Source organism: Virgibacillus salarius, from assembly GCF_039521925.1.
Taxonomy (GTDB): domain Bacteria; phylum Bacillota; class Bacilli; order Bacillales; family Amphibacillaceae; genus Virgibacillus; species Virgibacillus salarius.
This window is the reverse complement of record NZ_BAAACY010000134.1, coordinates 21,343-39,870: the sequence shown is the minus strand read 5'-3', so window position 1 is coordinate 39,870 and position 18,528 is coordinate 21,343. Positions and strand designations below refer to the sequence as shown.

At 38.2% G+C, this 18,528-nt stretch carries 20 protein-coding genes; 9 read left to right on the top strand and 11 right to left on the bottom strand.

The window, feature by feature from the left end:
* Window positions 1–191: 191 nt before the first annotated feature.
* Genes ABDZ84_RS16730 through paaA form a run of 10 tightly spaced genes read right to left on the bottom strand, consistent with a single transcriptional unit; the run spans window position 192 to window position 8,321 of the window.
* Window positions 192–1,391 carry a thiolase family protein gene (locus tag ABDZ84_RS16730; RefSeq protein WP_026679785.1) on the bottom strand — a complete coding sequence of 400 codons (1,200 nt, stop codon included), beginning with the start codon at window positions 1,389–1,391 and terminating at the stop codon, window positions 192–194.
* 11 nt (window positions 1,392–1,402) lie between these two features.
* Window positions 1,403–2,257, bottom strand: coding sequence for a 3-hydroxyacyl-CoA dehydrogenase (locus ABDZ84_RS16725; protein ID WP_026679784.1), 855 nt, complete (start codon window positions 2,255–2,257; stop codon window positions 1,403–1,405).
* Between the two features lie 10 nt (window positions 2,258–2,267).
* A complete protein-coding gene (locus tag ABDZ84_RS16720) occupies window positions 2,268–3,791 on the bottom strand; it encodes an aldehyde dehydrogenase family protein (protein WP_026679783.1) in 1,524 nt (507 codons plus the stop codon).
* Window positions 3,792–3,808: 17 nt separating this feature from the next.
* A complete protein-coding gene (locus ABDZ84_RS16715; protein WP_121604409.1) occupies window positions 3,809–4,591 on the bottom strand; it encodes an enoyl-CoA hydratase/isomerase family protein in 783 nt (260 codons plus the stop codon).
* 2 nt (window positions 4,592–4,593) lie between these two features.
* Window positions 4,594–5,367 (bottom strand): enoyl-CoA hydratase/isomerase family protein, encoded by a 774-nt coding sequence (locus ABDZ84_RS16710; RefSeq protein ID WP_343782311.1) that lies wholly within the window; start codon window positions 5,365–5,367, stop codon window positions 4,594–4,596.
* A complete protein-coding gene (locus tag ABDZ84_RS16705; RefSeq protein WP_026679780.1) occupies window positions 5,357–5,665 on the bottom strand; it encodes an EthD family reductase in 309 nt (102 codons plus the stop codon). Before ABDZ84_RS16705 ends, ABDZ84_RS16710 begins: the two co-directional genes overlap by 11 nt.
* A 19-nt stretch (window positions 5,666–5,684) precedes the next feature.
* Window positions 5,685–6,182 carry a 1,2-phenylacetyl-CoA epoxidase subunit PaaD gene (gene paaD / locus ABDZ84_RS16700; protein ID WP_051388231.1) on the bottom strand — a complete coding sequence of 166 codons (498 nt, stop codon included), beginning with the start codon at window positions 6,180–6,182 and terminating at the stop codon, window positions 5,685–5,687.
* A 31-nt stretch (window positions 6,183–6,213) separates the two neighbouring features.
* Window positions 6,214–7,029: a 1,2-phenylacetyl-CoA epoxidase subunit PaaC gene (paaC, locus tag ABDZ84_RS16695; protein WP_308036054.1), complete on the bottom strand. Its 816-nt coding sequence runs from the start codon at window positions 7,027–7,029 to the stop codon at window positions 6,214–6,216.
* Entirely contained in the window at window positions 7,026–7,385 is a 360-nt protein-coding gene (paaB, locus tag ABDZ84_RS16690; protein ID WP_026679777.1) for a 1,2-phenylacetyl-CoA epoxidase subunit PaaB, read from the bottom strand. The genes paaC and paaB overlap by 4 nt, the downstream gene beginning before the upstream one ends.
* 24 nt (window positions 7,386–7,409) lie before the next feature.
* Window positions 7,410–8,321 carry a 1,2-phenylacetyl-CoA epoxidase subunit PaaA gene (gene paaA / locus ABDZ84_RS16685; protein ID WP_371414010.1) on the bottom strand — a complete coding sequence of 304 codons (912 nt, stop codon included), beginning with the start codon at window positions 8,319–8,321 and terminating at the stop codon, window positions 7,410–7,412.
* A 307-nt stretch (window positions 8,322–8,628) separates the two neighbouring features.
* Here paaA and ABDZ84_RS16680 point away from each other — a divergent pair, with 307 nt between their 5' ends.
* Window positions 8,629–9,960, top strand: coding sequence for a phenylacetate--CoA ligase family protein (locus ABDZ84_RS16680; protein WP_051388230.1), 1,332 nt, complete (start codon window positions 8,629–8,631; stop codon window positions 9,958–9,960).
* Window positions 9,961–10,385: 425 nt separating this feature from the next.
* Window positions 10,386–11,225, top strand: coding sequence for a phenylacetic acid degradation operon negative regulatory protein PaaX (gene paaX, locus ABDZ84_RS16675; protein WP_026679774.1), 840 nt, complete (start codon window positions 10,386–10,388; stop codon window positions 11,223–11,225).
* A 154-nt stretch (window positions 11,226–11,379) separates the two neighbouring features.
* Here the strand turns inward: paaX and ABDZ84_RS16670 are convergent, their stop codons facing one another.
* The gene (locus ABDZ84_RS16670; RefSeq protein WP_026679773.1) at window positions 11,380–11,910 is read right to left on the bottom strand and encodes a gamma carbonic anhydrase family protein; all 531 of its coding nucleotides are present in this window, start codon (window positions 11,908–11,910) and stop codon (window positions 11,380–11,382) included.
* A gap of 66 nt (window positions 11,911–11,976) precedes the next feature.
* Between ABDZ84_RS16670 and ABDZ84_RS16665 the strand changes: the two genes are divergently transcribed.
* The 7 genes from ABDZ84_RS16665 (at window position 11,977) to ABDZ84_RS16635 (ending at window position 18,514) form a co-directional block, all read left to right on the top strand.
* Window positions 11,977–12,930, top strand: coding sequence for an NAD(P)H-dependent flavin oxidoreductase (locus ABDZ84_RS16665; protein ID WP_026679772.1), 954 nt, complete (start codon window positions 11,977–11,979; stop codon window positions 12,928–12,930).
* 392 nt (window positions 12,931–13,322) lie between these two features.
* Window positions 13,323–14,324 carry an NAD(P)/FAD-dependent oxidoreductase gene (locus ABDZ84_RS16660; protein ID WP_166530437.1) on the top strand — a complete coding sequence of 334 codons (1,002 nt, stop codon included), beginning with the start codon at window positions 13,323–13,325 and terminating at the stop codon, window positions 14,322–14,324.
* 34 nt (window positions 14,325–14,358) lie between these two features.
* The gene (locus tag ABDZ84_RS16655) at window positions 14,359–15,135 is read left to right on the top strand and encodes an enoyl-CoA hydratase-related protein (RefSeq protein ID WP_026679770.1); all 777 of its coding nucleotides are present in this window, start codon (window positions 14,359–14,361) and stop codon (window positions 15,133–15,135) included.
* Window positions 15,136–15,636: 501 nt separating this feature from the next.
* Window positions 15,637–16,041, top strand: coding sequence for a VOC family protein (locus ABDZ84_RS16650; RefSeq protein ID WP_026679769.1), 405 nt, complete (start codon window positions 15,637–15,639; stop codon window positions 16,039–16,041).
* 13 nt (window positions 16,042–16,054) lie between these two features.
* Entirely contained in the window at window positions 16,055–16,522 is a 468-nt protein-coding gene (locus tag ABDZ84_RS16645; protein ID WP_026679768.1) for a GNAT family N-acetyltransferase, read from the top strand.
* A 208-nt stretch (window positions 16,523–16,730) separates the two neighbouring features.
* Window positions 16,731–17,924, top strand: a complete 1,194-nt coding sequence (locus tag ABDZ84_RS16640; RefSeq protein WP_026679767.1) for a class I SAM-dependent rRNA methyltransferase — start codon at window positions 16,731–16,733, stop codon at window positions 17,922–17,924.
* A gap of 374 nt (window positions 17,925–18,298) precedes the next feature.
* Window positions 18,299–18,514, top strand: a complete 216-nt coding sequence (locus ABDZ84_RS16635; RefSeq protein ID WP_121604416.1) for a hypothetical protein — start codon at window positions 18,299–18,301, stop codon at window positions 18,512–18,514.
* The last annotated feature ends 14 nt before the right edge of the window (window positions 18,515–18,528 follow it).

Below are 18,528 nucleotides of genomic sequence, written 5' to 3'. Positions count from 1 at the left end.
CACGGAAAGGGAAGTGGGCAGCCGGAGTGGTGGTCAAGCAGTAGCTATTATTCCATAATAGCTACTAGAGAAAGCGTAAATCTGAGCATTTAGTGATAAGGACTGAGCGAATTTTGCTCCGTTTTTCTTAATGGTACTAACAATCCGTGGGGATAAACAAGGTCCACAACTGATTGAAGTTTCACTGCATCCTAATCTCTTTTAACAATGATAGATATTCCTTGACCGACACCAATACACATTGTAGCCAAACCGGTTTTACATTGTCTTCTTTTCATTTCATGTACTAAAGAGGTTAAGATTCTCGCTCCACTGGCTCCCAATGGGTGGCCGTAAGCGATGGCTCCCCCATTAACATTTACTTTTTCCTGATCTAATTCTAATGAACGTATACAAGCAAGTGATTGCGCAGCAAATGCTTCATTTAACTCAATTAAATCAAGGTCATCGACAGTCATATTTGCTCTTTTCAATGCTTTCTTAGTAGCTGTAATTGGACCAATTCCCATGATTCTCGGTTCTACACCAGCAACAGCTGAAGTAACATAGGTAGCCATTGGTTCTAATCCTAGCCTATTCGCTGTTTCTCTGTTCATTAACAGGATGGCAGAGGCGCCATCGTTAATTCCAGAAGCATTTCCTGCAGTTACGCTACCATCTGAAAACAAGGGAGGGAGCTTCTTTAGTTTTTCTCTAGAAGTATGCGATCTAGGGTGTTCGTCTATTTCTAAGTTATATACCCCTAATTTTCGATCATGAATAGGTACTGGAGTTATTTCTGCTTGAAGGATCCCATTGTCCATTGCTGATTTAGCTTTCATTTGACTTTGAAGAGCAAATTCGTCCTGTTCTGATCGAGAGATTTCATATAACTTAGCAACGTTTTCTGCTGTTTCTGGCATAGAATCGGTACCATATTTTTCTTCTAAGGAAGGATTCGTAAATCGCCAACCAATTGTTGTATCTTGGAGAATTTGATCACCACGTTTGAAGTCCTTATCTGATTTTCCCAATACATAGGGAGCTCGTGTCATACTCTCTGTTCCACCTGCAATCATAATATCACCGTGTCCTAATGCAATGGCTCTTGCAGCATAAGTAACAGCATCTAATCCTGACCCACAAAGCCGATTGATCGTAGTTCCGCCAATTTCTGTTGGATAATCGGCCAAGAGGGTAGACATCCGAGCAACATTGCGATTATCTTCACCCGCACCATTTGCATTCCCCATAATGACTTCTTCTACTTTATTAAGTGGTAATGCAGGATTTCGTTCCTTAATGGCTCGTAGGACATGTGCACCTAAGTCATCTGGACGCACCGTTTTTAAAGCGCCATTGTAACGACCGATGGGGGTTCTAACGGCATCAACGATAACAACTTCGTGCATTGTATTTCCTCCTACTCATTGTACTTATATATGCCATGCATTGTTTTTTTTCCTAATCGACCTGCTTTTACAAGCTGTTCTAATAATGGTGCTGGCCGGTACTTTTCTCCTAATGTTTCATGTAAATATTTTAAATTATTGAGACGTGCATCTAGTCCTACCAAGTCGGATAGCTCTAAAGGACCCATTGGATAATTTAGCCCTAGACGAATGGCCTTATCTATATCTTCAGCAGTTGCTACACCTTCTTGAAGCATATGAAATGCTTCATTTCCTACTAATGCACTTATTCTGCTAGTAACAAAACCTGGAAACTCATTAACTTGTACACTTTCCTTTCCTAATTTTTTTGCTACCTCTTGAATAACTTCTACTGTTTGATCGTTTGTCTGAATGCCACGAACTATTTCAACAAGCGGCATTTGTATGACTGGATTAAAAAAATGCATGACTGCAACCTGTTCTGGTCGATTAGTAAAAGATGCTAGTTCGGTCGGACTAATAGTAGAAGTATTAGAAGCAAATATAGTATGCTTCGGAGCAAACGCATCAGCATCCTGCATTAGCATTTTCTTAATATGCTGCTTCTCTGGAACTGCTTCAATAAATAAATCTGTTGTCACAAGGGCTTCTTTTAATTTACTAGTTGTTTCTAAATTAGCTAATACGTTTTTTGCCTGTTTTTTAGTGATTTTTCCCTTTTGAATGCCTTTTTGAGCCGTGGTATTTACATATTTTATGGCGGACTCTAATTGATCTTTAGAAACATCTACTAAAATAGTATGAAAGCCAGCAAGGGCAGAGACATATGCAATGCCTCGGCCCATAACTCCTGCACCAGCGACTGTAATATTCTGGTTAGTCATCTGTAACCTCCTACACACCAAATGGATTTAATGGTTTGGGTCCATAATAAGAGAGTATACTTTTGTCTTCCAAGTAGAGATCTAGTGTTTCGACACAAAGTTCTCTACCAAATCCGGAATGCTTATATCCTCCAAATGGTGTTCCAGGGAATGCTGAAAATGGATTATTTACCATTACAATACCTGCTTCAATTTGGTGGGAGACTCGTGTTGCTCTACCTTGATTAGTAGTCCAAATAGCAGATCCAAGCCCATACTCAGTATCATTTGCTCGTTTAACAACATCTTTTTCATCTGTGAACGTTTCTACGACAACTACCGGTCCGAATATTTCCTCTCGAACTACTTTCATGTCAGGAGTGACATCTGTAATGATGGTCGGCGCATACCAATATCCGTTTTCAAACCCTTCTATTTTCAATGCCTTGCCACCAGTAGCGATTGTCGCACCGTCCTGTATTGCGGATTGCACATACCCATCAATGACTTCCAATTGTTCTTGACTAATGATGGAGCCGAGATGTGTACCTTTATCAAAGGGATCACCAGATTGTAATCTTTCCGTTTTGGCAATAAATTGCTCCATAAATTCATCATAGATAGATTCATGAACGAAGAGTCGAGAGCGTGCTTCGCAGGATTGTCCAGTGTTAAAGAAGATACCAAATAATGAACCTGGTACTGCTGCATTTAAATCTGCGTCTTCGAATACAATATTTGGTGACTTTCCACCAAGCTCAAGCGTTAAACGCTTTAAGGTGCTTGCAGACTTTTTCATAATTTCTTTACCAGTATCGGTCGATCCGGTGAACGCTACCTTGTTGATGTCATTGTGTTCTACAAGATAGTCGCCGATAACTTTACCTGAACCAGGAAGTGTATTAACAACTCCTTCAGGTACTCCAGCTTCGTGACAAATTTCGTTTAATATAATTGCTGTAATAGGTGTTAAACTAGCAGGCTTTATAATGACAGAACATCCTGCAGCAATTGCGGGTGCTATCTTCCAGGCTGCCATCATCATTGGATAGTTCCACGGTATAATCTGAGCGCAAACACCGATTGGTTCTTTGTGTGTATAATTTAGAAATCCATTAGGCATGTTATTAACGGTTCCGCGATGACCGACAATTGCTCCGGCATAAAATTCAAAGTCTTCGATAGATTGATTTATTTGAACTTGTGCAGCTCCTATCGATTTACCGCTGTTAAGTACTTCCATTTCAACAAGCTCATTGAAGCGCTCCCGCATAATAGTAGCAATTTTATTAAGGACACGAGCACGCTTACCTACAGGGTATTTTCTCCATTTACCGTGATTAAATGATTGCCTTGCTGCTTGTACAGCTCTTTCTGCATCTTCTGTCGTTGCCCTTGCAACTGTGGCTAAAATTTCACCCTTAGCCGGGTTGTATGTTGTGAATGTCTCTTTAGAGCTACTATCAACACGCTCCCCATTTATAATCATTCGGTAGTAATCTCGTTTCATCGGTTTAACCTCTTTTGCTAAATCTGCTACGACAGTACTTGCCATTGTTATCACTCCTTTTATTATTTGCCAACAAATGTTGGCTTGCGTTTCTCTTTGAATGCCTGCAATCCTTCATGATGATCCTTTGACATTCCAGCAATTCGCTGTGCTTGCGCTTCTTTTTCGAGCATGTTATCAAAAGGAAGATTCATGCCATCTAGCATATAGCGTTTAATTAATGAAACGGATTTGGTCGGTAAAGCCGCAAGTTTTTGCGAAAACGCACTAACTTTTTCATCCCATTCAGATGAATCGATTAATTCGGTTGCTAATCCAAGCTGATATGCCTCCTTGCCGGTTATCGGTTTACCAAGTATAGATATTTCTAATGCCTTGGCATATCCAATAAGGCGTGGTAGGATATATAAGAATCCAGAATCTGGTATTAAGCCAATATTGATAAATGCACTTACAAATTTAACATCTGGCTTCACTAATCGGAAATCAGCTGCCAATGCTAAACTCATGCCAGCGCCTGCAGCCGTTCCATTGACAGCTGCAACGATGGGTTTAGAAGTTTTTCTCATAGCTTCCATCATCGGATGATAGCGTTTGCGTAATAGAGTAGCATGATTTGTGTTAGTATCTATGCCAGCTAAGTCTTCTCCTGAACAAAAGGCTTTTCCTGCACCTGTAATGACGATACACCTAACTAAATCGTCCTTTACTGCTAATCGTAGAGCTTTCATAATCTCTAGATTCATGGTTTCTGTAAAAGCATTATAGGCAGAAGGTCGATTCAGTAGAATAGTAGCTATGCCGTTTGATTGGCTATAGTTAATGGCTTGAAAATTTTCATTCATATTCATTCTCCTTTGAAAGAAGGATTTCGTTTTTCCATAAATGCCTTCATGCCCTCTGTTTGATCCTGTGAAGAGAAAGTAAGATAAAAGTTCTTTCTTTCTAACTTCAACCCTTCCATTAAAGATGTATCCATAGCTTCATATACTGCCTCTTTTATTAACCGAATGGCCAAAGGTGCTTGATTAGAAAGTTGCTCTGCCAGTCGCATTGCTTCCTCTTCAACAATTTCGTTAGCTACTACTTGATTAATGACACCGTGATCGAGTACTTCTTGTGCACGGATCATTTTTCCAAGCCATATCCATTCCAATGCTTTTGCTTTGCCCACTGCTTTTGTTAAAAGTTGGGTTCCACCTGCTCCTGGCATGACGCCCAATGACACTTCTGGAAAACCAAATGTAGCGTTTTCTCCAGCAACTACTAAATCACAATGTAGTGCTAATTCAAACCCTCCACCTAAGGCAAGACCTTCAACGGCTGCAATGATTGGTTTCTTAATTAATCTGATACGATCCCAGTCAGCAAATGGGTTAGACATTTCAAGTGATAGTGGAGAATCATCCAGCATTTCACCAATATCTGCACCTGCTGCAAACGCTTTTTCATTTCCTTTCAAAAGAATAACTCGAACCGAAGAATTATGGTCAAAGTGCTCCAACTGTTCAACAATTTCCTTAACCATTAACCTGTTTAAAGCATTCGCTACATTGGGGCGAAATAGCTGGATGACACCGACCTTATCTATGATATACGTGTTTATATACTCACTCGTCATCAATTTCCTCACCAATCATTAGTGATACGATGTCACCTGCAAAATTCATAACATCTTTTCCTGATGCCTTTCCCTCTGCTGTTTTCATTGCTTGTTTCAATGCATCATGGTTGTCATAATACATCTCGCATAGTAAATAATAATCAGATTTCCCCATTGGTGAACCTACAATTCTAGTAACCTTCATTTCTCTTAATCCAGGAATCTTTTTTGTTATTGGTGTATGTGTATTGAAATAATGCTCATCAAATGCTTCCTTGTCCTCCGGTTGTTTGTATAACGCAATAAGTTTCACCATATATATACCCCTTTCTAAATTAAGTGATGGTATGATGATCTAATACAGGTTTCATTGCTTCAAATGGATTTTTACAAGCTGCGCAATATAAAATACTACGACACGCAGTAGGTCCAAATACATTCTCCATTGATGTGAATGCAGAACCACAGTATGGACAGTCCACTGTCCACTCATCCCCTGGAATATAATTTTCAGGTGGAGGAGCTATCCCGTGCTTTTTTAACTGTTGCTTGCCATGATTCGTAATGGAGGTGGTCGACCATGTTAATTGAAAGGAGAAAGTAACCTGACAATCCATAACCCAATGAAGCTTTTGGACTGCAGTCTGCACATTTTTTTGGATGAAATCTAAAGCAGGACAGCCTGCAAATGTAGGGACCATCGTAATTGATACTGTACCTCCATCGATAGAAACTTTATGAACCATTCCTAGGTCAACCACGCTAACTGCGGTTAATTCAGGATCATCAACCTTCTTAAGCGTTTCATAGATTTCCTTTTGTTTTAGCTCCATACTCAAGTTGGTCACCTCCTTAAGCAAATGCTTACCATACAGCCTTTTGGTCACTATTATATACTTCACTTAGCGTGCTTAATGCTTGATCTAAATCTGCTGTATGTTCTCCATATCTTCCCCTCGCAGGATGATTATCAACAAAAAGCGAAGATGGTAAGGATAAAGACTGTTCCAGCTCTTTTAGCCACTGCTTTCGAAGGTAATCCTCACCTGCAATTAAATGATGCTTCTCAAGTTCAAATGCTTTTGGACCTAAGCCTATAATATCCGCACAAGCTGGCCAGGCAGCTTCCAATTGAAACTGAACCTTATTTTGTGCTTCCTCTGTCGATCCAAGCAACTGCTTTAACCACATGCGCCAATGTGCTAAATGATATGGCTGCTCCATTAAAACTTTATTAGCAATATCTGCTAGTGGTTGATAGGAACTATTTATAATGGTCTCCAATTTAACTTTCTTCATTGTTTCAAAAAGAAATTGTCTTACTACTGTTAGCGCCCAGTCGTAATAAGGTTCTTGCAAGTATGAACCTTCACCGTTTTTTCTCTCAAAATAGCTGGCATTTCTTCTTTCCACCGCTTGCCGTTCATGTGCTAACTTATCTGCGTTACCTATATCTAAGTCTTCTAGCAAGTGGTAATATAGAGAAGCGTGCCCCATTGTATTTTGGGTAATGGACGAAAGAGCTACATCTTCTTCTATGTGAGGAGCTAAGCCTAGCCATTCAGATCCTCGGAAGGAAATGATAAAGTCGTCGTCGGCAAGCTGAAATAGTAATTCAACAAGTGCCTCAAAGTAGGAAGGATTTTGTTTCGCTTCTTTTGCTGTATCTATCCGTTTCACAATTTTTTCACCTCTTTCCACGACATAATTTCTTTCTCATCTAGCATTCCTTGCTCTTTTTCACGCCATTTTTTCCGTAGGTATCCATAGCCTTTTGTTGTACGATATTCCTTGTTATCTAATCGTTTCGTCCATAGTTGCCGCTCCTCACTGGTCATAGAACGAATTTGGCTGCGTGGTACAACCCATACATCAATAACATTTTCTCTGCGCATAAAATTTTCCTGTGCCATATTTAATGCCATTTCATCGTTAGGTGCTAGTAAACTAAATTGATGCTGAATAGGTGATTTTGCATTTTTTTTGCTAAAAACTTCATACTCCTGGTAAAAATTCGATCCATCGTGACTAGTCATATCTGCATGATCCTCCTTTCTTAATTAGGAGACGACAGCTTGAGGAGCTAAAGCTTGTCGAACCCATCGATTATTTTCGTAGGCTATGTCTCTTAATCGTAATCGTTGCTTTGAACAAGGCCCATTATTACTAATGATTTTTTTGAATTCATTCCAATCTGGTTGTTTGTATTCCCAACGTTTATTGGCTTCATCATAATGAATAGTTTCATCTGGTACCGTTAATCCCAAAGAGAAAATTCGAGGTAAGTACTTATCCAAGAAAGCTTGCCTTAGTTCCTCATTAGAACTTTTCCTAATTCGATATTTCGTAGTTATTTCCTGCTTAGAAGAACCAGTTGTTGTTGCTGAAGCTGGCCCAAAAAACATGAGTAATGATGACCACCAACGATCAAGAGCTTCCTGTAACATATCTCTTTGCTTGTTAGATCCTTCTGCAAGAGCCATAATAATAGATTCTCCATGCTGTGCATGGAATACTTCTTCCTGACAAATTCGTTGAAGTGCTCGTTGGTAAGGTCCATATGAGGCGTCTAACATATTTGTTTGTGAAATGATAGCTGCTCCATCTACTAACCAACCGACTATGCCTGCATCTGCCCATGTTTTTGTGGGCATATGGAAAACATTATGAAACTTAAGCTTGCCGTTTAATAAGTCTTGCATGATATTCTCCCTGTTTTTACCATAGGGTTTAATTAAATCCTCAGCTACACGAAGTAATAATTGGCCATGACCCATTTCATCTTGAACCTTAGCCATAATGCCTAGTTTTCTTTTCAAGCTGGGTGCTTTGGGTACCCATTCTTTTTCAGGTAGAGCTCCCATGATTTCGCTAATTCCGTGCATGGATATGAGTTTGATTAATGCATTTCTGTATTCATCTGGCATCCAGTCATCTGCCTCAATTTTTTCTCCTGCCTCTATTCGTTTCATGAAAACAGTATGCTTTTCTGTATCCTTTTCATGATCAGCAGCAGATGCGCCTCCATAAATATACATTTTCTCAACTCCTTATTACGATTAATTAACGCAATTATAATAAAACGTTATATAAATATCAATAGCGAAATATTTTTAAATTTTTGTTAATACAATAAACACCTATGTAATTAGGCTTATGAATGAATTATTGCTTTTACTACAGCATCACAAATATTGACAGCGCTTTCAATAAAAGATACTTTATATGTAACAATTTTGGTGAATTCGTTTAAAAAATATCATGTGAAAGGGGGATATTATGTCTACTTTTTCAAAAGAAGAACAGTGGAGTCATCTGCAAATGAAGGATTTACAATGGTCTCGACTAAAGAAATCCATTAAACATGCTTATGAAAATGTACCTTTTTACAGAGAAGCTCTGCAACGCATTCCTATTACTCCCGATGACTTTTGTTCATGGCAGCAGTTCCAAGAACTTCCTTTTACGAAAAAACACCATTTACGCGAGAATTATCCGTTCCAGTTGTTAGCGACTCCAGTTAATGAGGTCGTTAGAATCCATGCATCATCTGGTACTAGTGGTAAACCAACTGTCGTTGCATATACAAAAAATGATATTAGCCACTGGGGACATATGGTGGCTCGTGCTATTTATATGGCTGGTGGCCGGAAGGGTGATATTCTACATAATGCTTTTGGCTACGGTCTTTTTACAGGTGGATTAGGTATTCACCATGGATCTGAATATCTAGGATGTGCAACTGTTCCAATTTCCGGAGGGAATACAAATAAGCAAATAGCTATGATCCAAGATTTTAAGCCACGTATTATTTGCTCGACGCCTTCTTATCTATTAAACATTGGTGAGACAATGATAAATCAAGGAATTAATCCAGCTAACACGTCGTTGAAATTGGCAATCCTTGGTGCAGAGCCTTGGTCAGAGAAAATGAGGGATATAATAGAGCAAATGTTTGATCTGGATGCGTTAGACATCTATGGTTTAAGTGAAGTTATGGGACCCGGCATCGGAATGGAGTGTGAATGTAAAGAAGGATTGCATGTTGCCGAGGATCATTTCATTGTAGAGGCTATTAATCCTGAAACGCTAGAGCCTGTACCTGATGGGGAGGATGGAGAATTAGTCTTCACGAGTTTGACGAAGGAAGCCATACCAATTATTCGATATCGGACGGGTGATGTTGCATCATTAAGTAGAGAAAGATGTGCATGTGGTAGGACAACAATTAAAATGAGCCGTGTGAAGGGCAGAATTGATGATATGTTAATTATTAGAGGGGTTAATGTATTTCCATCTGAAATTGAACGTTACATTTGTAGTGCAGAAGAATTGGAGCCACATTATGAAATTCACTTGCTGAAGAAAGGTGCAATGGACCATGTGGAATTGCACGTGGAAGTATGCGAGTTGTTTTATAATTCTTTATCTGAACAATCATTTAATGACCAAAAGTCATTGGAGCTCATTCAAAAAGTTAAAAAGACATTGAAAATGGAACTGCTTGTATCTGTTGATGTTCGTTTGACAAAGCCTAAAACACTTTTACGTTCAGAAGGAAAGGCGAGACGAATTATTGATAAACGTCCGTCGATGTCTGCCACATTATAGTGTATAGAGTGTGCTACAAAATATGAATCGATATAGGAGTATCATCGCACAATCTGAAATATACTCACTTTGCACGGGCACGTACGTAGCTAACTTGGTAAAGAAAGGTGCGTTATCAAGTGAATCTTCGGACTCGTGCTGTTCCCGCTGGATAAGGAAGGCTTCGCCAGCGATACATGGCACGCAGAAAAAGCGTTCTTCTTTTTCAAGGAGGTTCGCATATGTAATGTACTATATTAATTATTCTAATCAAAAAACGGATGATAATTAATTTAAAACAATTATCATTCGTTTTTTATTGGTTCTTATTTACTTTTATCTCAGATTCTTTCTTTTCAAGTTAAGCTATTTCGGCTAGAATAGGAATGGATAACTTGTTCAATGATTTTGAATATATACAATGATTAAGGGAATGGAATTACAAAATGGCAAAATTATTTAATACACGCTCCATGATTTTCACGCTTTATGGTGACTATGTTAGTCAATATGGCAATGTTATTTGGATTGGAAGCTTAATTCGGTTATTGGAAGAATTCGGTCATAATGAACAATCGGTGCGTGCGGCTATTTCTCGTATGAATAAGCAAGGGTGGGTAAAGTCCCAAAAGAATGGAAATAGGAGCTATTACTTTTTAACAGACAGAGGAAAGGCTCGTATGGATGAAGCTGCTCAACGGATCTATCAAATAGAAGCACCGTCATGGGATGGGCAATGGAGGCTACTTCTTTATACGATTCCAGAAGAAAAGCGCCATCTTAGAGATGAATTGCGGCAAGAATTAGTATGGAGTGGGTTTGGTCTTTTATCTAATAGCTGTTGGATCACACCTAATCCATTAGAACAGCAGGTAAAAGATTTAATAAAAAAATATGATATTGACGCTTATGTTAACTTTTTTCATGGTACATATGAGGGTACAAAGGAAAATAAAGATTTAGTAGAGCAGTGCTGGGATTTGGAAGCAGTGAATGAACGTTATTCACAATTTATTCAAGCATATAGTCAAAAATATATTATTGATAAGAGCAAAATTGAAAAAGGCGAGATGAATGACGGCAACTGTTTTGTGCAACGAACATTACTTGTACACCAATACAGAAAATTTTTATTTATCGACCCTAGTCTACCTAAAGAATTACTACCAGACAATTGGTTAGGTGATTCAGCTGCTTCGCTTTTCACAGATTATTATCAAATCCTTAAAGAACCAGCTACAAGGTTTTTTGAGTCTGTATTTGATTCTGGAGATATTAACGTATAGCGAGTAGGGCTGTCGCAAAAGATAGTATTGCTCTTACAAAACTGGAATATACTCCACTTCCGTGGAAGAAATGATTCCATATCGTCAGGGAAATCGATTCATCGAGTGTCTGTGCTTCCCGAGAGGTTTCGTATATTCCAGCCTATGAAAATATCTATTCAAAAACTTTTTCAAGGACATCTATTTGTTTAAATTCTTGTCCTTTCTGAACATACGTATCAATCGTTTCCTCGATCATATGAATATCCTTATCTGTTAATGTTCTTACAACTTTTCCAGGAGAGCCAAGAACGAGAGAACGAGGAGGGACTACTTTTCCCGATGGGACAAGGCTATTTGCTCCAATAATCGTATATTCTCCTACCTCAGCCCCATCTAATACCGTAGCACCCATTCCCACTAGTACACCTCTTCTTAATGTGCATCCATGAACAATTGCATTATGGCCAATTGATACCTCATCTTCAAGTGTTAATGGAAATTGTTCATACAAGTGGCACATGGTGTTTTCTTGAATATTACAGCGTTTTCCAACCTTAATCGGACCTTCATCTCCACGTAACACAACGTTAAACCATATACTAGACTTTGCTCCAATTTCAACATTTCCAATAATTTTTGCACCATCAGCAATAAAAGCGGTTTCATCTATAGATGGTATAGCATCTTTATAACGGTAGATCATCTATATTCCTCCCTATAAAGTATGTTATAATTCAGTATAACACATTCTATACGGAGGTGGATAAAAGTGAATGACTTAACACGCAAGCTAGGAATTTCCCTTCCTTTCATTCAAGGAGGCATGGGTAACATAAGTCATGCAGCATTGGCTGTTGCTGTGTCTGAGGCAGGAGGGTTGGGAACAATTGGAGCAGGTACTCTTTCGCTTAACTATCTGGAAGATATGATTATCAAAATCCGTAAACAAACCTCTAAGCCATTTGCTATAAATGTACCACTATCAGTACAGAAGAATGTAGATGAGTTAATAAAATTGATTATAGGATACCAAATCCCTGTTGTTTCGTTGTCTGCTGGTAACCCAGCACCCTTTATAACTAAATTAAAGAATGAAAATATTATTGTAATCTGTGTGGTAGCGAACGAAAGGCAAGCTATAAAGGCAGAGGAAGAAGGAGCAGATTTTATTGTGGCAGAGGGTGTTGAAGCTGCTGGGATTAATGCACCGGAAGAGCTTACTACATTTACACTAGTCCCTAAAATATGCGATTCTGTAGCTATTCCAGTTATTGCTGCAGGAGGTATAGGTGATGGAAGGGGAGTGTTGGCTGCAATGAGCTTGGGTGCACAAGGAGTGCAGTTAGGAACAAGACTAATTGCGACAAAGGATGCGAAAGTACATAGTTTATATAAACGCGCGCTCTGTGCCGCTGACTCTGATGGGACGATGATTGTTGGTCGTTCATATGGAAAAATAAGAAGGATCTTAAAGACCCCTTATGGGAAGCATTTGTTAGAGGAAGAAAGGAATAATCCAGATTTAAAAACATACCTAGATCTAACGGATGAAAACCATCATATTTTGGGAGCACTAGAAGGAAAGTTTTTAGAAGGTCATGTGAATGCTGGACAGGTCGCGTCGATTATTAATGATATCCCGACGGTTAAAGAGCTTTTTCAACGAATGATACAAGAGGCACAAACCCTTTATAACCATCAGTTACCATTTGGAAAATCATGAGGTAATCTAAGGACGGAATTTATCTCGTATATAACTGGCAGTAAGCCCCCACTTCAAGTAATAAAGAGAAACCCATATGGGTATAGCGTGGTAGAAATTCTAAGTGACGTCTTTTCTAAACGAATATGATTACAAGAGAGGAGCGGTGCGATTTAAGTAGCCGTTCTTTTTTATCATATTAGCTTTTAAAATTCCGTTGTCTATCCCCAAGGTCCTGAGCTGTTATAAAGAATATTCTCATATTTATATTGACAGTACATGGTGAATTACGTATGCTTTATATAACAAATATTTTGGATTCGTATTTAAAACGTAATACGATATTTAGTTGTTGGTTTGTGCTTTACATGATAATGACTGTGACTGCAATATTATTGAAAGGGGGAAGGGTAATGTCAGAAGATACGTTGTATGATATTACCATTATTGGAGCAGGGCCAGTAGGTCTTTTCACTGCCTTTTATGCAGGTATGCGAAATGCATCCGTTAAAGTGATTGATAGTTTGCCAGAGGTGGGTGGGCAATTGTCTGCTTTATATCCTGATAAGTATATTTATGATGTCGGTGGATTTCCTAGTGTTAAAGCCCATGAATTGGTTAGGCGGTTATATGAACAAGCATACACTTTTTCACCAACATTTCGTTTAAGTGAAACAGTAGAGCATATCATTCGTTTAGAAGATGGTAGTTTTAAGGTGATAACATCGAAGGATATCCATTATTCTAAGACCATAATTATTACGGCTGGAGCTGGTGCATTTCAACCTAGAAAATTGAAAGTAGAATATGCAAATCTGTATGAGCAAACGTGTCTGCACTATTCAGTCAAAAACCTAGAACAATTTAACGAAAGAAGGGTTTTAATTTGTGGGGGAGGAGATTCTGCTGTAGATTGGGCATTAGCACTGGAATCTATAGCCGAAGAGATAACATTAATACATCGACGACCTTCTTTTCGTGCTCATGAACATAGTGTATCACTTTTAGAAAAATCAAGTGTCAATGTTAAAACACCTTATGAGGTTAAGCAGCTTATTGGTACGGATAAAGCTATAGAAAAAGTCTTAATTCAAGAAGTGAAGGGTGATGAATCATTCGTATATGATGTAGATGATGTGATTGTAAGCTTCGGTTTTGTCACTTCTTTAGGACCTGTTAAAACATGGGGATTAGAACTTCAAAAAAATGCTATTCTTGTTAATTCTAGAATGGAAACAAACATAGCAGGCATTTTTGCAGCAGGCGATGTTTGTACGTACGAGGGAAAAGCCAAATTAATTGCAACAGGCTTTGGTGAAGCACCAATAGCTGTGAATCATGCTAAGAAAATAGCGGATCCCAAAGCCAAATTACATGCAGGACATAGTACCAGTATCTTTGCTACTGCAAAATAACCTATAAATTAGCTTTCGTTATAGGAGGAGGAAGATGGATAAAGTAGTTGTGGAAGAGAAAGGTTCATTAGCAATCATTATACTGAATCGACCAGAAGTATTAAATTGCTTTGATTATGATATGTTACAGCAGTTGGATAAAACGGTACGTAACCTACAACGTAAACAAGACATACATGTAGTTATATTTACAGGTTCAGGTGAAAAAGCATTCAGTGCTGGTGCAGACCTTAAGGAAAGACGAGGGTTATCTGAAGCTGAAGTTAGAAGGAATGTAAATAAGATTCGTAGAGTATTTTTACAAATTGATGAACTGCCACAGACGACCATTGCTGCAATAAACGGACACGCTTTTGGAGGTGGATTTGAACTAGCTTTAGCATGTGATCTTCGAATAGCAGTAAATGATGCAATGCTAGGTCTAACCGAGGTTAGTTGGGGGATTATTCCAGGAGCAGGAGGTACACAGCGGTTAGCTAGACTAGTAGGTCCGGCTAAAGCCAAAGAATTGATTTTGACTGCTCGGAGAATTGAAGCTAAAGTTGCTGAAAGGTGGGGAATAATAAATTCAGTTGTAGAACACGGAGAATTAATGGATCAAGCCAGTTCTTTAGCAGACGAAATTCTTGCTAATGCTCCATTAGCTGTAAATCAGGCGAAGTTCGCTATTGATAAAGGAAGTAATATCGATCTCCATTCCGGATTAGCTATTGAGGCAAATGCTTATGAATCTATTATTCCAACTCAAGATAGGATCGAAGCTTTACTTGCTTTTAAGGAAAAGAGAAAGCCAAAATTTCAGGGAAAGTAAAGTAGAATTCAACACCGGGATTTTCTTTCATTTCCCGTTTCCCCTCTTTGTATAACTAGACTTTGTGGTTTGAGACTTTAGCTTCTAATTCATGGAGATGGCGGAATAACTAACTGGATGCTACGCAGCATTCAGTTTTTTGATATATATTGTACGTTATAAACGAGCCTTTGGTTTTCCTAACTCAAGTAATGCAGTTTTTATCGAGCTGGTTATAGGTAAACAGGGGACTCTTCGCAATTTATCCGCATATAACTGGCAGTAAGCCCCCGACTTCAAGCAATAAAGAGAAACTATAATTGGTAAGAAGGGGGGCGACTGCCAGTAAATGTCCGATTGGTTCAAGGGCCTTTAGGTCATACCCTTGTGGTACTAATCATCCGAGGGGGATAAAAAAACCCCACGAATTGAACTTTATTTGATCGATTAGAAGTATGGAAGAGGTAGAAATCGTAATAGAAAAGATAGATGGTTTTAATGTTTCAGTTAGGAGTGATATTATTGTCAAAGGGATTGCTGCATCATATTGAATTAAATGTATCTGATTTAAAGGAAAGTGTTCAATTCTGGGGATGGTTGTTAGAAGAGTTAGGATACAGTGTTTATCAGAAATGGGATAGGGGTCAAAGCTGGATATTAGCGCATACATACATTGTTTTTGTTCAAACAGATAATAGATTTTTAGAAGATGGATATCATCGGCGTAGGATCGGTCTTAATCATTTAGCATTTCATGGAGAATCGAAAGAGCATATTGATGAAATTACAGAGGAATTAATAGCGAGAGGAGTTGCTATTCTCTATTTAGATAAGCATCCCTATGCTGGAGGTGTCGATCATTATGCGGTTTTCTTTGAGGATCCTGACCGTATTAAAGTAGAAATAGTGGCTAGTAATGGAAATTAAGGAGGAGCATTAGGTGAAGCTAGAGCATTCAAGAGACTATAAATTGCTTGCTAGACTAAATAGAGGTGTTCATGAATTGCATGTTCAGTTATATCCTGAATACTTTAAGCCGTATAATTACGAGAAGATGATTGAGCTATTTCAAACATATATGGAGGATGAAAATAATTATTTTCTAGTATTATTTGATGCAGAAACAGCTAAAGGGTTTATTTTCTATGAAATTGTGACAAAATCAAATACCCCATTTAACAAAGAATATAAATCACTTTATGTGCATCAAATTAGCATTGAAGAAACAGCTAGGAGTAGTGGTTATGGCAAAGCGCTCATGATAGAATTAGAAAATATAGCTTATACATTGAAGGTAGACTGTATAGAACTTGATTATTGGGTAGACAATCATGTGGCCAGAAATTTTTATGAAAAATTAGGTTTTCATAAAAAAAGAGAATTTGTTCGTAAAGATTTAGATACATAGATTGGTGGTTTATTAATGAAAGCTATTGAATTGAAAGGTTATTAGTTGATTAACAAGAGTTGAATCAACATTCCATTGCTTGTGAGTTGGAGAGAATTACAAATGCAATGCTACGATATATCGGTCATACAGATCCCGGTTAATAATTTTCTTTTCCTTTCATAATCTCCGTGCGATAATGAGAAAAAAGGTTAGTTAGGATGAAACGATGACAAATGTAATTGAATTGTATGTAAAGGAAAAATATAGTAAGCAATATATAAATGGATATCCACTTATCGTAAAAGATGCTGTTCGTAATTTAGATGTACTTCATCAGGAAGGGGTGATTATCCATTTATTGGATAAAAATCACCAATTTCTAGCAAAAGGTTACTATGGTATACAAAATAAAGGAATTGGGTGGATATTGACCAATAAATTAAATGAAGACATTAACTTTTCGTTCTTCAAAAAGAAACTACTTTCGGCAATAAATAAAAGAAAAGGTTTCTATCAATCAGATGATACAAATGCGTTTCGCGTTTTTAACGGTGAGGGTGATGGGATTGGTGGAGTTACCATTGATTATTACGCTGGATATTATCTGATTAACTGGTATAGTGAAGGGATTTATGCATTTAAAGAGCATATTGTACGTGTGATAGACGAACTTGGTGACTATCATGGGATATATGAAAAGAAACGGTTCGATAGAAAAGGTAACTATATTGATGATGACGATTTTGTCAAAGGCAACCGTGGAGAATTTCCAATCATCGTAAAGGAAAATGGAATGCATTACGCTGTTTATCTAAACGATGGAGCAATGGTAGGTGTATTCTTAGATCAACGTGATGTGAGAGTCGCTATTCGAGATAAATATGCAAAAAATAAACAGGTGCTAAACACTTTTTCTTATACTGGAGCATTTTCGATAGCCGCAGCATTAGGAGGAGCGGCCAAAACCACGAGTGTAGATCTTGCTAAGAGGAGTAAAGGAAAAACAATCGAGCAATTTAGTGTAAATGGTATTGATTTCGAACAGCAGGATATTATAGTAATGGATGTATTTGACTATTTTAAATATGCTCGAAGAAAGCAACTTAGCTTTGATATGGTTATATTAGACCCACCTAGCTTCGCAAGGTCCAAAAAGCGAACCTTTAGTACTGCTAAAGACTATCCAGCTTTGATAAAGGATACCATCTCTATAACGAACCAACATGGTATTATCGTTGCATCTACAAATAATGCAAGTTTGGGTATGAAAAAATTCAAAGGGTTTATAGACAAAGCATGTAGTGAGATGAACACATCATATAGGATTCTTGAAGAATTTCAGCTACCAGCTGATTTCCAAACAGATAAAAGATTCCCTCAAGGAAATTATTTAAAGGTCTTAATCATACAACTAGGATAAATTTGACTGAATCGCTTCGAAATTTTGTTCGAAGCGATTTTTTATTAACTCCAGTCGCTACATTTTTAATCGGGTGCTTGCGCTTTTGTTCTAAGTTAAGAAAGTATAAAATCAGTGCAATGACTGCGTTAAGCCAAGTAGTTATTTTGAAATGTTAGATGTATATTGGCAATGCTCCGACTAATTACTTCGCTTTCCGTGGGCACGGCCTCAACTAACTTTGCAAAGAAGAACACGTTGCAAAGTGGATTTTCGGCTCGCGCTAATCCCGCAGGAGTCTACGTAATTCGTCTCCGCTATGCGAAGGTGCAACAATTCTTGTCATAAGTAATAGTTGACTTTTTTTACAATGGGTAAAGTGAAAATCGCTATCCGTGAGTATAAAAGTAGCTGTGTTACTTCATGCTAGCGTTGTAGAGCCTGATAATAGCGAAGGCCGGCCACTTCAACTCCTGTGGGAAATGTTTGACCTGAAGATCCACTTTTTTGAGCGGGTTTTACTAAAAAAGTTAGCTGAAGGACAAACCCCACGGAAAGGGAAGTGGGCAGCCGGAGTGGTGGTCAAGCAAGCAGTAGCTATTATTCCATAATAGCTACTAGAGGA

Bases quoted from the DNA above. Each gene is read 5' to 3' on its own strand.
- paaX (WP_026679774.1), top strand. From the start codon at position 10,386: ATGGCAAAATTATTTAATACACGCTCCATGATTTTCACGCTTTATGGT.
- ABDZ84_RS16715 (WP_121604409.1), bottom strand. From the start codon at position 4,591: ATGAATGAAAATTTTCAAGCCATTAACTATAGCCAATCAAACGGCATA.
- paaB (WP_026679777.1), bottom strand. From the start codon at position 7,385: ATGACTAGTCACGATGGATCGAATTTTTACCAGGAGTATGAAGTTTTT.
- ABDZ84_RS16720 (WP_026679783.1), bottom strand. From the start codon at position 3,791: ATGGCAAGTACTGTCGTAGCAGATTTAGCAAAAGAGGTTAAACCGATG.
- ABDZ84_RS16730 (WP_026679785.1), bottom strand. From the start codon at position 1,391: ATGCACGAAGTTGTTATCGTTGATGCCGTTAGAACCCCCATCGGTCGT.
- paaA (WP_371414010.1), bottom strand. From the start codon at position 8,321: ATGAAACGAATAGAGGCAGGAGAAAAAATTGAGGCAGATGACTGGATG.
- ABDZ84_RS16655 (WP_026679770.1), top strand. From the start codon at position 14,359: ATGGATAAAGTAGTTGTGGAAGAGAAAGGTTCATTAGCAATCATTATA.
- ABDZ84_RS16660 (WP_166530437.1), top strand. From the start codon at position 13,323: ATGTCAGAAGATACGTTGTATGATATTACCATTATTGGAGCAGGGCCA.
- ABDZ84_RS16680 (WP_051388230.1), top strand. From the start codon at position 8,629: ATGTCTACTTTTTCAAAAGAAGAACAGTGGAGTCATCTGCAAATGAAG.
- ABDZ84_RS16705 (WP_026679780.1), bottom strand. From the start codon at position 5,665: ATGGTGAAACTTATTGCGTTATACAAACAACCGGAGGACAAGGAAGCA.
- ABDZ84_RS16725 (WP_026679784.1), bottom strand. From the start codon at position 2,257: ATGACTAACCAGAATATTACAGTCGCTGGTGCAGGAGTTATGGGCCGA.
- paaD (WP_051388231.1), bottom strand. From the start codon at position 6,182: ATGGAGCTAAAACAAAAGGAAATCTATGAAACGCTTAAGAAGGTTGAT.
- ABDZ84_RS16640 (WP_026679767.1), top strand. From the start codon at position 16,731: ATGACAAATGTAATTGAATTGTATGTAAAGGAAAAATATAGTAAGCAA.
- ABDZ84_RS16710 (WP_343782311.1), bottom strand. From the start codon at position 5,367: ATGACGAGTGAGTATATAAACACGTATATCATAGATAAGGTCGGTGTC.
- ABDZ84_RS16670 (WP_026679773.1), bottom strand. From the start codon at position 11,910: ATGATCTACCGTTATAAAGATGCTATACCATCTATAGATGAAACCGCT.